This is a genomic window from Paraglaciecola sp. L1A13, from assembly GCF_009796745.1.
GTDB lineage: Bacteria > Pseudomonadota > Gammaproteobacteria > Enterobacterales > Alteromonadaceae > Paraglaciecola.
Map to the genome: position 1 here is coordinate 803,962 of NZ_CP047024.1, position 15,998 is coordinate 819,959.

General features: G+C 43.7%; 13 protein-coding genes and 1 pseudogene. 8 read left to right on the forward strand and 6 right to left on the reverse strand.

Going from position 1 to position 15,998, the window contains the following annotated elements:
* Positions 1 to 12: 12 nt before the first annotated feature.
* The 8 genes from GQR89_RS03310 to ilvN all read left to right on the forward strand — a co-directional run bounded on the left by GQR89_RS03310 (position 13) and on the right by ilvN (position 9,052).
* Positions 13 to 1,164, forward strand: a complete 1,152-nt coding sequence (locus GQR89_RS03310) for an efflux RND transporter periplasmic adaptor subunit (RefSeq protein ID WP_158768749.1) — start codon at positions 13 to 15, stop codon at positions 1,162 to 1,164.
* Positions 1,164 to 4,292, forward strand: a complete 3,129-nt coding sequence (locus tag GQR89_RS03315) for an efflux RND transporter permease subunit (RefSeq protein WP_158768750.1) — start codon at positions 1,164 to 1,166, stop codon at positions 4,290 to 4,292. Before GQR89_RS03310 ends, GQR89_RS03315 begins: the two co-directional genes overlap by 1 nt.
* Before the next feature lie 193 nt (positions 4,293 to 4,485).
* A complete protein-coding gene (locus tag GQR89_RS03320) occupies positions 4,486 to 5,073 on the forward strand; it encodes a glutathione S-transferase family protein (RefSeq protein ID WP_158768751.1) in 588 nt (195 codons plus the stop codon).
* 36 nt (positions 5,074 to 5,109) lie between these two features.
* On the forward strand, positions 5,110 to 5,409 hold the full coding sequence (locus GQR89_RS03325) for a DUF1244 domain-containing protein (RefSeq protein ID WP_158768752.1): 300 nt from the start codon (positions 5,110 to 5,112) through the stop codon (positions 5,407 to 5,409).
* Between the two features lie 148 nt (positions 5,410 to 5,557).
* A complete protein-coding gene (locus tag GQR89_RS03330; protein WP_158768753.1) occupies positions 5,558 to 6,046 on the forward strand; it encodes a DUF4442 domain-containing protein in 489 nt (162 codons plus the stop codon).
* Positions 6,047 to 6,249: 203 nt separating this feature from the next.
* Positions 6,250 to 6,618 carry a DUF413 domain-containing protein gene (gene maoP / locus GQR89_RS03335; RefSeq protein WP_158768754.1) on the forward strand — a complete coding sequence of 123 codons (369 nt, stop codon included), beginning with the start codon at positions 6,250 to 6,252 and terminating at the stop codon, positions 6,616 to 6,618.
* A gap of 218 nt (positions 6,619 to 6,836) precedes the next feature.
* Positions 6,837 to 8,555, forward strand: a complete 1,719-nt coding sequence (locus GQR89_RS03340) for an acetolactate synthase 3 large subunit (protein ID WP_158768755.1) — start codon at positions 6,837 to 6,839, stop codon at positions 8,553 to 8,555.
* Positions 8,555 to 9,052: an acetolactate synthase small subunit gene (gene ilvN / locus GQR89_RS03345; RefSeq protein ID WP_158768756.1), complete on the forward strand. Its 498-nt coding sequence runs from the start codon at positions 8,555 to 8,557 to the stop codon at positions 9,050 to 9,052. Before GQR89_RS03340 ends, ilvN begins: the two co-directional genes overlap by 1 nt.
* Before the next feature lie 78 nt (positions 9,053 to 9,130).
* Here the strand turns inward: ilvN and GQR89_RS03350 are convergent, their stop codons facing one another.
* The 6 genes and pseudogenes from GQR89_RS03350 to GQR89_RS03375 form a co-directional block, all read right to left on the reverse strand.
* Positions 9,131 to 9,715 (reverse strand): thymidine kinase, encoded by a 585-nt coding sequence (locus tag GQR89_RS03350; protein WP_158768757.1) that lies wholly within the window; start codon positions 9,713 to 9,715, stop codon positions 9,131 to 9,133.
* A 100-nt stretch (positions 9,716 to 9,815) separates the two neighbouring features.
* The gene (locus tag GQR89_RS03355) at positions 9,816 to 11,858 is read right to left on the reverse strand and encodes a bifunctional diguanylate cyclase/phosphodiesterase (RefSeq protein ID WP_158768758.1); all 2,043 of its coding nucleotides are present in this window, start codon (positions 11,856 to 11,858) and stop codon (positions 9,816 to 9,818) included.
* Positions 11,859 to 11,987: 129 nt separating this feature from the next.
* Positions 11,988 to 12,629: a GntR family transcriptional regulator gene (locus tag GQR89_RS03360; RefSeq protein ID WP_158768759.1), complete on the reverse strand. Its 642-nt coding sequence runs from the start codon at positions 12,627 to 12,629 to the stop codon at positions 11,988 to 11,990.
* Positions 12,630 to 12,649: 20 nt separating this feature from the next.
* Positions 12,650 to 13,834 carry a benzoate/H(+) symporter BenE family transporter gene (locus GQR89_RS03365; protein ID WP_158768760.1) on the reverse strand — a complete coding sequence of 395 codons (1,185 nt, stop codon included), beginning with the start codon at positions 13,832 to 13,834 and terminating at the stop codon, positions 12,650 to 12,652.
* A 180-nt stretch (positions 13,835 to 14,014) separates the two neighbouring features.
* Positions 14,015 to 14,879, reverse strand: a pseudogene (locus tag GQR89_RS03370) (bile acid:sodium symporter family protein).
* A gap of 365 nt (positions 14,880 to 15,244) precedes the next feature.
* Complete coding sequence (locus tag GQR89_RS03375) at positions 15,245 to 15,994, reverse strand: SDR family oxidoreductase (RefSeq protein ID WP_158768761.1); 750 nt, start codon at positions 15,992 to 15,994, stop codon at positions 15,245 to 15,247.
* Between the last annotated feature and the right edge of the window lie 4 nt (positions 15,995 to 15,998).

Sequence of the window (15,998 nt, forward strand, 5' to 3'; positions counted from 1 at the left end):
ATAGGAAATTTCATGTCAAAGTTGATGCACACTCTTCGTTTAAAACCTTACTGGATAGCGTTGGTCATTTTAGTAATACTAACAATATGGGTGGCATCAGGTATGTTATTTGCGGAACCAGACAGTGACGCACAGACGCGAAAAGATGCGAAGCACCGTGACGTAGGTTTAGTCAGTGTTAGGGTAGAGCGTGTCAATGCTCAGCCCATTACCCGAGAGATTAATTTGTACGGGCGCACCGAGCCAAATCGCTCGGTTACGCTACGCAGTGAAGTTAGCGGCCTAGTGGAAAAAATCTACGTGACAGAAGGGCAAAGTGTCAAACAAGGCGAGCCACTAATTGATATTGAAACAAGTGATCTCGTTAATCGCCTTACATCTGCGAAATCTACCTTAGTCCAGCGAAAGATTGAACTTGAAGGAGCGAAATCTTTAGGGCAAAAGGGCTACCAATCAAAATCAAATTTAGCCCAAGCCCAAGCGAATCTTGAATTAGCCGTATCAGAAGTCAGCACCATAGAGCTGGCTTTATCAAAATCGACGTTGAGTGCGCCTTTCGACGGTATCGTGAACGAGCGTAATGTTGAGCTGGGTGATTTACTCAAAGACGGTGATAAGGTCGCCACGCTAGTAGATTTGAATCCGCTTATTATTGCTGCGGATGTCACAGAGACTGATGTACAAGCGCTTACGTTAGGCCAACAAGCCACAGGTCGCTTGGTTTCAGGTCAAACGCTCAATGGCAAAATTCGTTATATATCAAGCGTGTCAGACATGGGCACTAATACGTTTAGAATAGAAGTTGCTATCGATAATCCTAACAATCAACATCTTGCCGGTATGAGCACCGAGTTATCCGTACCCTTAAAAACGACAATGGCCGTGCGCATTACCCCTTCTGTTATGGCACTTGATGAAGCTGGAAATATCGGCGTGAAAACGGTGGTCGACGAACATGTTAAGTTCATTCCCATTGATATTGTAAAAAGTGATAGCCAGGGGGTATGGCTTGGCGGTATGGGTGACATCACGGATGTCATTACATTAGGGCATGGATTTGTGCGTGACGGAGATAAGGTGAATGTGATCTACGTCGATAATAACCCGGGCCCTAATTCGCAACCGAAAGATAATGTTCAAGCGAAAACCGAGCAGCCACAGTAATGAATAATTTAATTGCAGCGGCGCTAACCCATAGCCGCACCGTATTGATGATGTTTGTGCTGTTAATTGTGGCTGGTGCGGTCACGTATGCCAACATACCTAAGGAAGCTAACCCAGACGTACCTATCCCCTTTATTTATGTTTCCATTGTGCACGATGGTATTTCTCCTGAAGATGCTGAGCGTATGCTGGTCAAGCCCATGGAACGAGAGTTACGCTCTATCGATGGCGTAAAAGAAATGAAGGCCACCGCAGGGGAAGGCTTCGCCAATATCACTCTTGAGTTTATTGCAGGCTTGGATTCAAAAGATGCCTTGGCCGATGTGCGAGACAAGGTAACCGTGGCTAGGGCTAAATTACCCTCAGAAACCGAAGAGCCTACTATTCATGAAGTGACTATGGCCGGTCAGCAAGCAGCCATCACAGTGGTGTTGTCTGGACCTGTGGCGGAACGCGCATTAGTTACTGTGGCTAGAGAGCTGCAAAATCGCTTAGAAAGCCTAAGTGAAGTGCTTGAAGTCGACATAGGTGGTGACCGAGAAGACATCGTTGAAATCGTAGTTGACCCGTTACTGATGGAATCTTACGGGTTAGACCAAAATGACATTTTAAATTTGCTGTCACGTAATAACCGTTTAGTACCGGCCGGTACCATGGATAATGGTAAAGGCAGCTTTGCGGTTAAAGTACCCTCGGTGTTTGAGTCAGTAAAAGATGTGATGGAGCAGCCAGTTAAGGTGGTTGGCGAGCGGGTAATTACCTTTCAAGATGTGGCGCAAGTCAGGCGTTCATACAAAGACCCTACCAGCTTTGCTCGTTTAAACGGTGATAATTCAGTATCTCTAGAGGTAAAGAAACGCCCGGGCGAGAACATGCTTGAGACCGTTACGCATGTTAAAGAATTGATAGAAGGTGCCCAGCAAACGGCTATTTGGCCAAGTAGTGTCTATGTGAGCTACACGGGAGACCAAAGTGTTGACGTAAACATGATGCTAGGCGACCTGCAAAATAATGTGTCTAGTGCAGTCATATTAGTGGCCATCGTCATCGTTGCTATCTTAGGGATCAGGACCGCTATTTTAGTCGGTGTATCGATTCCCGGTTCGTTCTTGACCGGCATTTTAATCATCGCCATGTTTGGTTACACCTTGAATACTGTAGTGCTATTTTCGCTGATTATGGCAGTAGGTATGCTGGTGGACGGTGCGATTGTGGTCACAGAATACGCCGATAGGTGTATGGGCGAGGGGATGAACAAACAGCAAGCTTATCTTAAAGCTGCTCAGCGGATGGCGTGGCCCATTATTGCTTCAACAGCTACGACACTTGCTGCTTTTGCGCCGCTTATGTTTTGGCCCGGCATGATGGGCGAGTTTATGAAGTATTTACCGTTTACGCTTATCGCCGTGCTTTCAGCCTCTTTACTGATGGCGTTAGTATTTGTGCCTACCCTAGGGTCGGTATTTGGTAAACCACAGACGATCTCAGCTAACGCTAAGCAGCAAATGCTACTTGCCGAAAGTGGGGATTTAACCCAGCTAACAGGCTTTACTGGACGCTATGTGCGTTTGTTATCTAAGGCTATTAGCCATCCGTGGAAAGTGCTAATGATAGCGTTTTTTGTGGCCGGATTATCATTCTTTGCTTATTTTGCATCGGGCCTTGGCTTAGAATTTTTCCCCAAAGTAGACAGCAGTGGTATTAACGTCACCGTGCGCTCTTCTGGTGATATGTCTATTTACGAAAAAGACGTCATTGTGCAAGAAGTAGAGGAGCGGTTGATTGATATGGACGCGATTGAAACCTTGTATGCACGCACAGGCGGACGAGACCAAATCGGTTATTTACGCTTAAATTTAGTCGACTGGCACTTACGGCCGCATTCAGACGAAGTACTGAAAGAAACCCAAGAACGTCTGTCTAATATTGCAGGGCTAGATATTGAAATTACCCTCGACCAGAATGGTCCACAATCAGGCAAGGATCTGCAAATTCAATTGTCGTCCCGTTATCCTGAATTATTAAATGAAGCCGCGTTAAAAGTACGTCACGCATTGGATGATAACGATAAATTCACCTCGATTAGTGATACGGCATCTCAGCCGGGTATTGAGTGGCAACTAAAAGTTAATCGAAGTGATGCTGCACGCTTTGGCGCAGATGCGACCTTAGTGGGCAGTACTGTACAATTTGTGACGAACGGTTTGAAAATAGGAGAGTATCGTCCTGATGATGTAGACGATGAATTGGATATTCGAGTTCGCTACCCAATTGAGTCGCGCTTTATCGGCAAGCTAGACGAACTACGCATGCAAACATCCACTGGTATGGTGCCTATCAGTAATTTTGTGCAGCGTCAGGCTCAGCCAAAAACGGATCTTATTCGCCACATTGATAGTGAGCGAGTGATTACCGTTGAGGCCAATATGGCGCCGGGTGAGTTACTTAGTATTGAGTTACCCAAACTGCAGGCACAACTACCTGATTTAAACCTCGACCCTAGAGTGTCATTAATTGTCAAAGGGCAAAATGAACAGCAAGCTGAATCTGAAACCTTTCTGGTGAATGCGTTTTTAATTGCCTTATTTGTGATGGCGATTATTTTGGTCACACAGTTTAATAGTTTCTATCAAGCCTTTTTAATCTTAAGTGCGGTGTTGTTCTCAACCGTGGGTGTGTTCTTGGGGTTAGCTATTTTCCAAAAACCGTTTGGCATAGTGATGTCAGGTATTGGGGTGATAGCGCTGGCGGGGATAGTCGTGAACAACAACATTGTGTTGATTGATACCTACAACATATTGCGTAAAGAGGGTTACAGTGCAACTGATGCTATTTTGCGCACCGGTGCACAACGTTTGCGCCCGGTAATGATGACCACAGTAACCACAATACTTGGCCTGCTGCCTATGGTGGCGGAAATTAATATCGATTTCATCGGCCGTAATGTCGATATTGGTGGGCCCTCTACACAGTGGTGGTCACAATTAGCTACCGCGGTGGCTGGTGGCCTAGCATTTGCGACCTTATTAACATTGGTGTTAACCCCAAGCTTACTGGCATTAAAAGCACGCGGTGAACAGCGTAAAGCGTCTCGCATGGTGGTTTCCGCTACTGCATCATCTGAGTAGCACTAACGAGGTTGAGTAAAGCATCTGATGTTATGTAAAACCAACTCTTGGGTGCCTAGCTAGGAACTTTTCTACAAGCTGTTAGACTAATTTTCGGGATGCATTCACATTGGGTGTTTATTAATATTGATGGGTAACTGCTTTTCTCACAATTAACAGTTACATCATCACCTTGTACCAGTAAGGACTACATATGTATAAATTATATGGCTCCACCACTTCACCTTACGTGAGACGTTTACGTATCTGGTTGGCTAATACCCAACATGAATTTATTAATATGCAAATTTTTGAATCCGAAGATCGGACGATTTTGATTACTAAAAACCCGGCATTAAAAGTGCCTGCTTTGGAGCATGTTGAAGGGGATGAAAGCACGCTTATTTATGATTCACGCGTGATTTATCGTTACCTAAGTGAACAGCTAGATTACGCATCACTCAGTTGGGACCAAGAGAACCAACTTACGCTGGTGGATTCAGTAAACGATAGCTTAGTGCAAATGTTTTTGCTGTCTAAATCAGATGTGGTTGCCGATACCGACAAGCTGTTTTTTAAGCTACAAAAAGAACGCGTTAATAACGTGCTGGCAGAATTGAACGAACAAGTTGAAAGAGGGAAGTTTAATAGTTGGAATTACCCAGCTATTTGCTTATTCAGCTTGATTGATTGGATAGAATTTAGGAGCTTACATAACCTTAAAGGGTTGTCTGCCTTGCTGGATTTTCATCAGGAAAACGCACAGCGCATTGAAGTTACTGCAACTGACCCCAGAATGTAGGTTAAGATTTTTGTTTCCAAACCACAGGTAAAACGTATGACTCCAGCTCAAGAAACCGAAGCTCAAGCCGCTGCCTTTCGCCAGCTCATCAAACATTTAGATGAAAATAAAGACGTACAAAATATAGATTTAATGATTTTGGCGGACTTCTGTCGTAACTGTTTATCTAAATGGTATATGGCAGGAGCCAAAGAGCAGGGCGTAGAAATCGATTACGACCAAGCGCGTGAAGCCATATATGGTATACCATTCGCTGAATGGAAAGCTAAATATCAGAAACCAGCGACCCCAGAGCAACTCGCTGCGTTTGATAAACGGCAAAATCCCTGCGGTTAGTATTATGTTTGGGTCGCGAAGCTTGCAGTGTGGCCTAATCCCTCTTGATATCCTTTACAAGCATGTGAACTATAGGTGATTTTATATTTGTAACTCAGGCGTCTTGAGGGCAAACTAACTTCTGGTCTAACCAGATGAAGGTGGCAACGTGCCCGTATCCAATCCATTACGAAAATTTGTTGATAAAATAAATCACTATCCCGCACCAATCAGCACTTTTTTAATGACAAAAGTATTCCGTCACAAAGTAAAGTTAGCGGGCACCACGAGTATTGAGGTACTTGCTACCGATGGTCTTCAAGTAGAATTTCGCTTGAAAAACCGTAAAAAGGTACAGAATCATATCGGCAGTGTCCATGCAGCTGCTATGGCCTTATTGGCGGAGTCTGCTACGGGTTTTATCGTGGGTATTAATTTACCAGGCGACAAACTCCCTCTGATCAAATGTATGAATCTAAATTATGTAAAACGTGCGACGGGAGATATGACTGCCGTTGCCACCTTAACACACGAGCAAGTCACGCTACTTAATCAGCAAGATAAAGGTGAAATTAATGTACAAATTAAGGTAACCGATGCCAATGGAATCGAGCCGGTTGAGTGCGAAATGATTTGGGCTTGGGTGCCAAAGCGTTAAGCTAATTGTTCCGATATTAGCGGCGAACAGACTGTCATAAAAATCATATAGAAACATTAATGTTATAAACGCTATTTATCGATCAAAAATCGTATATAAAATCGTGGGAAAAATATTGACAGATTTCGGATTTAAATTATAAAGCAAGTTGGCAAATGCCAAATCGTGTTGTTTTTAAATTAATTTAAATCGGGGATGCCAGCATGGCAAAACTTTCAAGAGAATCATTGTTTCAACGTGTTTTTAGCGATCCTAAAAACTATCCTTATGGTTTTTCACGTTCAGGTGACTTTTCAATTTCTGAAAGCAGGGCACTGAGCCAATATGGTTGCCTAATTGCTGCCTTAATTGATGGTCAAGTTGAACCTGAATGTGATGAAGATAACTCATTATTAGCTTCAGCTAAGGGTGAGAAAGACCCGAGTACGGTTGCTGAAAAAGCATGGTATAAGTACGACAAGCGCATACATCGACCTAAACTTGGTAATATTTATGGTAGTAGACCGTCAACTCAGAGCGATGATGATGACATGTCTGAAGATAGTGAAGTAGTAATTGAGCTGGATGATTAACCTTAATTAATCCGAAAAGACTTAATTCCATCCTATAAATTGGCTTGAAATACGCCTAAACGAAAGATATATCCTAATATATTGCTATATTGGGATATATATCTCACTTTTATGTAAATTCCTGTTTAATCTTACTCCTTGGTCAAGTATAGTTTTCGTTCGTTTGGTAGCAATTTTGTGCCGAAACCTTTTTTTAACAACTTTTTAGGAGAGTACCGGTGGAAATGATGTCAGGCGCCGCGATGGTTGTGCGAACTCTAAAAGATCTTGGGGTTAAGCACGTATTCGGTTATCCCGGTGGAGCCGTTTTAGATATTTATGACGCATTATACGCTCAAGAAGATGTTGAGCATATTCTAGTGCGTCACGAGCAAGGCGCAGCGCACATGGCTGATGGTTACGCTCGTTCAACAGGTACAACAGGTACTGTACTAGTAACATCAGGGCCTGGAGCGACCAATACTCTTACTGGTATTGCGACTGCCTATATGGATTCGATCCCTATGGTCGTATTGTCTGGTCAAGTACCGTCAATGCACATAGGTGAAGATGCTTTTCAAGAAACCGATATGGTCGGTTGTTCGCGCCCTGTGGTAAAGCACAGTTTTCTCGTCAAGCGCGCTGTAGATATTCCCGAGGCCATTGCCAAAGCCTATTATATTGCTAACACTGGGCGTCCTGGCCCTGTGGTGGTTGATTTACCAAAAGACATCGTCAATGTGCTTGAAGAGCATCCTTATCAGTTTCCTGAAGATGTCACTATGCGCTCGTATAATCCGACGCTCAAAGGGCACAGTAAACAAATCAAGAAAGCGGCTAAAGTGCTGCTTGAAGCCAAACGCCCTATTTTATACGTTGGTGGTGGCGCTATCGCAGCCGAAGCCAGTGAACTGGTTACAGAGCTTGCTGAAAGATTAAATCTACCGGTTACATCAACGCTTATGGGGTTAGGTGCATTTTCTGGTGTGCATGCCCAAAGTTTAGGCATGTTAGGCATGCACGGTACGCTTGAATCCAACAAAGCCATGCACAATGCCGATTGTATTTTGGCCTTAGGCGCTCGTTTTGATGACCGAGTAACGAACAACGTTGAGAAGTTTTGCCCACATGCGACGATTATCCACGTCGACATAGACCCTGCATCTATTTCTAAGACGATTGCGGTACATGTACCAGTGGTTGGTAGTGTTGAGCAAGTTACCAAGCAGTTGCTTGACCATATAGGAAAAATTGACAGCGAGAAGCAGAAAGCTAAATTACTTGATTGGTGGGATCAGATTAAACAATGGCGTGGTCGTGATTGTTTGAACTACAAGAAAGCTGACAACGTTATTAAGCCTCAAGAGGTTATACAGTCGGTTTATAAGCACACCAAAGGTGATGCTTATGTCAGTTCAGATGTTGGTCAGCATCAAATGTTTGCAGCCTTATATTATCCTTTTGCTAAGCCCCGTCGCTGGATCAACTCTGGTGGTCTTGGCACCATGGGATTTGGTTTACCTGCTGCAATGGGTGTGCAAATGGCGCATCCTGAAGCCACCTCAGTTGTGATTACGGGGGACGGTAGTATTCAAATGAATATTCAAGAGCTATCAACTTGTTTGCAATATAAATTGCCGATTAAGATCATCTCATTGAATAACCGCGCTTTGGGCATGGTACGCCAGTGGCAGGATATGAATTATAAGAGTCGTTACTCTAGTTCTTATATGGATTCAATGCCTGATTTCGTTAAGCTTGCAGAAGCTTACGGCCATATTGGTATTCGTGTTGACCATCCTGATGAGTTGGACGCGGCAATGGAGCGTTGTTTCGCTGAGAAAGAGCGCTTGGTATTTATGGATATTCAAATAGACCAAAATGAACATGTTTACCCCATGCAAATTAAATTCGGGGCGATGGATGATATGAGATTAAGCAAAACGGAGCGCACATAATGAAACGTATTATTTCAGTTTTGATGGAAAACGCCCCCGGTGCTCTATCACGTATTGTAGGTGTTTTTTCCCAGCGTGGTTATAACGTTGACTCCTTATGCGTAGCAGCAACAGACGATAAAAGCCTGTCTAGACTAACTATTACTACCCAAGCAGACGACAAAGTTATTGAGCAAATCACTAAGCAAGTTAATAAGCTAATTGATGTGCTCAAGGTAACTGATCTCACTGACGGTAATCATGTTGAACGCGAATTGATGTTGATTAAAGTCGCCACACGTAGTGAATTAGTACGTGCTGAGGTGAATCGCAATGTGGAAATTTTCCGCGCGCAAATCATCGATGTAGATTTGAATAACTATACTATTCAGGTCACAGGTACCAGTGATAAGTTAGATGCCTTTGCTAATGTGTTAGCCCAAACCACTGAAATTATCGAAGCGTCACGCACTGGTGTATGTGGCCTTGCTCGCGGTGACAAAGCCTTGCGCCCCTAAACGTTTAAAAATATAAATATACAAAAAAGGCTCAAATATGAGCCTTTTTTTATGAAGAGTTTAGCCTGATTAAGTGAATTAGGGTTTGTCCCAGACCAATTCTTTAAAGTGTCTGCGACACATTGACTCGTATCTGTCATTGCCGCCGACCTCTACTTGTGCACCTTCTTTGGCGGCATTTCCCTGCTGATCAAGGCGCACCACAAATGTTGCTTTGCGACCGCAATGACAAATAGTTTTAAGCTCGACCAATTTATCAGCCCACGCCATCAGGTAGCGGCTACCTTCGAAAGTTTCGCCGACAAAATCAGTGCGCAAGCCATAGGCTAAAACAGGAATATCTAAATCGTCAACCACAGACACAAGTTGCTGCACTTGTTGCTTATTTAGAAACTGTGCTTCATCAATAAAAACACAATCGAGTTTTCGTTCACGGTTCATATCTGCTAACTGTTGATACAAGTCACTCGTACCATTAAAAAGGTGGGCGCTGGCCTCAAGACCAATACGCGAAGCAACCTTTCCAACACCAAAGCGATCGTCCAGTGCGGCGGTGAAAATCTCAGCACGCATACCGCGCTCTTTATAGTTATATGCAGATTGGAGTAAAGACGTTGATTTACCTGCGTTCATTGCAGAATAATAAAAGTAGAGCTGGGCCATTTAACACGAGATCCTGAGGTGCACCAAGAGCGTTTGGTTTACGTTATTATTTTGCGTGCTATGGTAGCGGATCTGTTAAATAAAATCCGCTAATGTGGCGTTATTTTGTGCCTAAAGAGACGTTGGTAATATCGCTGATTGGGTTCAGCCATTCAATTAATTGTTCATTACGCATGGGTTTGGCGAAATAAAAGCCCTGTAAATAATCGACGCCCATTGCAGTTAATGCCTCTACTTGCTCGATAGTTTCTACGCCTTCCGCCACAGTTTGACAGTTAAGTTCACTGGCAATAAACAGTGTCGCACGGATAATAGCCTCGCCATTGTTATCCATGTTATCGATAAATGATTTATCGATCTTTACTTGGTTGACCGATAACGTCTGCAATTGGGATAAAGAGGAATAGCCGGTGCCGAAATCATCGATTGATACCTGAATATTGCGCGCCTGTATCTCTTTAAGTTGCTGTTTTATCTTTGTTTTATTATCAACAAATATTGATTCCGTTATTTCTAAATGTAAGCGATCTGGCGGTAGTCCACTGCTACGTAACGCATTATCAAGGGCGCGAATAAAGCTGTCGTCCATCAGCTGAATTACCGACACATTTACCGATACCGCAGCGTTATGGGCATGTTGCCAATGGCTGGCGTCCATACACGCGCGATTAAGCACCCAAGCACCGATGCTTATGATTAAGCCCGACTTTTCGGCTAAAGGAATAAATTGGTCTGGTCCAATAAAGCGGTCAGCGAAGTCCCAGCGTAGCAAGGCTTCAAACGAGCCGAACGTGTTGTCTTTGGCACAAATAATAGGTTGGTAGCATAAATATAATTGGTGACGTTCAATAGCATGTTGCAAACCTTCAAGTATGGTTTGTGATGCGACTATTCTTTGCTGCAGTTCACTGCTAAATACCGTAGGAACGCGATTTGAAGTTGCTTTTTGCTCGCACATGACTAGATCGGCAAATTGAATTAACTCAGCTGCTTGCGTGGAGTGTTCTGGGCACATGGCAATACCGACAGTTGCCCCTACGTGCATGCTGTTATTATTTATAACGATAGCTTGGGAAATACTACTAATCATCGCGCTGGCAATCGCTTGAGCGGTTTGGCTGTCGCTATAAGGTAGGGCGACTAAAAACTCATCACCGTTCCAACGACCGATTTTATTGCTGTCAGCAAATGCGCTAATACGCCGGGTAATTTCTTGCAGCACACTGTCACCTACCTGATGACCCATAGTGTCGTTAATTTTCTTAAAACCATCTAAATCAATAAACAACAGCGCTAAATCGCTATGACTTTGGGCTGCTCTAGTGGTTAATTTGCTTAAGGTTTGCGTAAACGCTTTGCGGTTCATTAACTTAGTTAAGGGGTCAAGATAAGATAACTTAGCTATTCTCTCAGTACGCTTGATTACCTGTTCTTCAAGCGTGTTGTTAACGACATTTAGCCTATCGTAAGCTTGACTTAATTCTTGGTTCACCAATCCTAACTGCTGTTTCTCTTCGCGCAACTGCTCACCCATGGCAAGGTACATGTTGCGCGTATTGATTGACTCGAGCGTGAATTTAACGGCTTTGCTGTAGGTAAAAACTAAGGCAATACCGAACACTAGGCCTAATCCGCCTAAGAGTATACGAAAATCATCCTGAGAGGTTATACCAAGTAAAGAGATGGGTATAAGTAAAATAAGGGCATAAGAAATCGCTATACGGGAATTAGCCGCCAAGATAGATTGCCCCCCCGCAGCCATAGATGACAACACAATAACCATGGTGGAAAATTCGATTAAATTAAGTTTATCGAATGTGAGTAGCGGTAGGCTCGCCCAGACTATCGCCGTCGTTAAGCAACCTATTCCGAAGCGACGTTGAGCTGCGTCTCCGTCAAAATCGCTACGGGGTTGTATTTTCCGTTGCCAAAAAATACCGTCAAGCTGACGAGGAATTAATACGAGCAACATACAACCCCACCAGATAATTTTGGTTGAGCTGACGAGCGAATCGCTAAAACCGAATGCCAGAGCGCTGCTTGACGCGAGCGTTATCAAGCACCCGGCCGTGGTATTACTATAAAGTAATTTGGCTGCATCTTGGCTATTTACCGCACGTAACTCAGCTGATGTATTGCTCACTATTATCCTAAGTATGTTGCCGATTTTTAGTTTTATATTTTGTTAAGGATATCCGCTAAACAAAATTAACGTAACTTCTACTATTGAACGCACAATCTACCGCAAATTGCTGAAAATAGTAAATCGGCTTTACACAGAAAGGCGAAGATAGTTGACTAATTGTTCGCCCGCTGTGCGAATGTGCTCGCTGAGTACTCTGTTGGCTTCTTGGATATCCTGCGCTGAAATTGCAGTCAACAGTGCCTTATGTTCGTCCTGACTGTGGGACAAATAATCAAGTTCCATTTCCTGAAAGCCGATATAACGCCCACACAATCGATGTAATTGAGCCACTGTTTCAAATAAAGCAACGCGCTGAGCTGGCAAATACAAACAGCGATGAAACTGCCAATTTAATTCGCCTTGCTGCAATATGTCACGCTGCTCACTAGTTTGAAGTTGCAGCAATATATCTTTAGCTTTGCCGAGTGTTTCAAAGTTGGTATTGGGGATCGCATGGGCAAGCAGCATAGGCTCTATATGTAGTCGCATAAGGTACAAGTCTTCTGCGTCATTGGCGTTCAACGGGCTGATCATCACACTGGACTTTCCGTGGCTACTTAACCACCCTTCATTTTTTAGTCGTTGAAGGGTATCTCGTATAGGAATGCGGCTAACACCATAGCGCATAGCTAGCTGAGTCTGTTTAAGCGCTTGGCCTTGGGGTAGTTCACCCTGAACAATATCTCGCTTCAGCTGGATATACAGGCTATCGATTTTGGTTTGCTGCATATTATCCTCGCGCATCCGTTTTAAATTTTAGCTGTTTGATTTGGTCTTGCACTGAACATTAGCGTTAGCATGCCGACTACCAAACCCCAAAAAGCCGACGAAATATCAAATACTGACACACCCGACGCAGTGATAATAAAGGTTAACACGGCCGCATCTCGGTATTGTTGGTCATATACCGACCCATATAAACTAGCGCCAATGGTGCCCAATAATGCTAGCCCCGCAAGTGTGGCAATTAACGCTACAGGAAACGCTGCAAATAAACTGACCACAGCTGTGGCCCCCAGACCGGCAATAATATTAAAAATGCCAGCAGATAAGCCAGCTACATATCGCTTGGCCGGATTAGGATGTGATTCTTCACTGGTACATATCGCTGCAGTAATAGCTGCTAAGTTGAAACTAAACCCACCAAATGGGGCTAAAATTAAATTTAATGCACCACTGGTGGTGATAATCGGTGAGATTGGCTGCTGACCGTAGCCACTGGATTTAAGCACCGCCATACCTGGCAGATTTTGCGAAGTCATAGTGACAATAAAGAGCGGTATCCCCACACCTAATAAAAGTGAAAAATCAAAAGCTGGCGTGATCCAAATAGGTTCTGCCATTGTTATATCTAATACGCTGGCATTGAACATTTCTGCATATAGCGCATACAGAGTTCCTATTATTAACACCAGAAGAATGCTAAATCGTGGCGCCAGTCTTTTAGCAACGAAGTAACTTATTAGCATAATGCCCACGAGCATGGGCTGTGCAGCAAATGAACTGAAAATAGACAAGCCAAATTGCAGCAATATGCCGGCAAGCATTGCATTGGCTAATGGTAGAGGAATACGCCGTGTTAGTTTGTCAAACCAACCTGTTAGGCCGGTAATTAACGTTAAAACAGCAACAAAAAGGAAAATACCAATGGCATGCTCGATACTAACGCCTACTAGACTGGTGGCGAGTAATGCCGCTCCCGGGGTCGACCACACAATTATAATGGGTCGCTTGTAATACCAAGACAACCCAAAACAACCCACTCCCATGCCTATTCCCAAGGCCCAAACCCAACTTACTATCATTTCATGAGTTGCGCCTGCTGCTTGGGCGGCTTGAAATACAATCGCGACGGCGCTGGCGAAACCCACAAGCACAGCGATAAACCCAGCACTAATAGCGGAGAAGTTCAGGTCATTTAGCAGCGCTTTCATTTTTGTATACCATATGTAATTTGTATACAAAAATAACACAAGGCTAAAATGAAGTGAAATTTTTTGTTGAAGATAGGCGGTAGGCTGGTTTAGCGATGACAGCTTTAGATTAATCTGTCATCGCGAAGTGCTAATAGATATAGCGTTGAGTACAGCCAGCTGTGAGTGAGAGAATAAAGGTTAACGAAACTTCTTCGCTAAAAAAACTAGCAAGAACGCACCGATATACATGGTTACACCATATACGCCAGGCGCAACAGCGTAGTCGGCGCGTTGCAAGAATGTAATTGCGATTAAAATAGCCATGGCAGAGTTTTGTACACCAACTTCTATGCCCAATGTTATGCAGTCTTTTGCACCTAGCTTAAACAGAAGTCCCAGTATGATCCCGCTACAAATTGCAAGAATGTTTAGCGCTAGCGCACTGGTGAATACCGCTGCGAATGACGAAGCTAATGTAGCTCTCTCTTGAATTACAATAGCTACGATCATAAGCACCAAAAATGCACTGGCTAAATGCCGAAAAAACGGCTCACAACGCAGCGCTTTTTCTGAAAAATAGTGACGTATTACGATGCCGATTAATACGGGGACTAAGGTGATAAAAATTAAACCAATGGTGGTCGTCACTAAGGAAAATGATTGTTCCTCTTGCTGACCAAACTGACTGATGGCAAATTGAATTATGAGTGGGGTGGTGATGACGCATATTAATGAACTAATCGCTGTGAGACTGACTGAGACTGACTGAGAGTGCTAGATTGGCCCGCGCTAACTGGCTGATAATATTTGAACTAGTACCTCCTGGACAGGCTGCGAGTATCATGATGCCGATGGCTAAATGCGGTGTTAAATCGAACCATAAAGCAAGCATGTATGCCAAAACGGGAAGTAACATAAGCTGGCCAAATAAGCCCAACACAATGGGTAATGGCGCTCGCCATAGCTGTTGAAAGTCATATCTGGTTAAGCTCAGACCCATACCAAACATGATAAAAGCCAGCACGAGAGGGGCAATGTATTGCGTTAAGAAAGATTCGGTCATTATGTTTTATATTCACTTTATTGGATTAGCGCGGTATGCCTTAAGGATTAATAAGCATCAAACTAAGTCACTATTTTTAAAAGGCGCCTAAGACGTACGTCTCGGCGGATTCATTCGCTTTTGGAGTGCAAGTCACCAATAAACGCGCTGAAATTTTGCTAATAAAGTTATTGAGCAGAAATTCTTTAAGCTGAGTAATTATGTCACGCCGTTCTATCGTGGCTTGATGAAACGTGAGCGGACAACAAGCTAGATTTTTTGCCGGATTATTTTCTTTTGTGGGTGCGAGTCCAATTAACATTGGGCCATGTTGTTTGTTATATCAACGTCAGCCTTTGTTGTCAGGGGATACACAGTCGATGAGTTTAACTCATTTTAGCTAACAGGCTAAGCGGCGCGATACGGGCAATATAGCGAAATAACGCCCAAGGCCAAGTGGGTACAAAGCTACTATCAACTTCTTTTTCAATTGCTCGGACCATTGCTTTACAACCCGTTTCGGTATCAACAATAAATGGCACTGCTTTCACTTTTTCGTTGATTTCACTTTGAATAAAGCCAGGATGAATAGTTGTCACCTTTATCGGAGTATGCATAACATCGATTCGAATACCTTCTGACATAGATGTTAAAGCCGCTTTAGTTGCAGCATATACTGTCATCGCTCGGCGAGCTCCGCGCACCGCACTCACAGAAGATATGGTGACCAAGTGACCGGCATTTTGCTCGCGGAAAATTTCCATACTGACTTCGCATTGCGCGAGAGCGGAGACGAAGTTAGTGATAGCGGTCTGTTTATTCGCGTGGAAATATCCCGTGCCGATTGAAGCGCCTTTTCCCATGCCAGCATTGACTATGACTCTATCTAAACCGCCCATATCTTGGGCGAAACCTTTAATTACCTCAAACACTTGCGGATGATCATCTACATCCAATGCGCGAATAAACACCTGAATGTTTGGATTAATAGCCAGTAATTCAGCTTTTAGTTCGTCGAGCCGTTCTACGCGTCTGGCGCACAGGCCTAAATTTCGCCCCATTTTGGCAAACTCAATTGCCATCCCTTTGCCCAATCCTGAACTGGCGCCAGTGATTACTATATTTTTTCTTGTCATGATG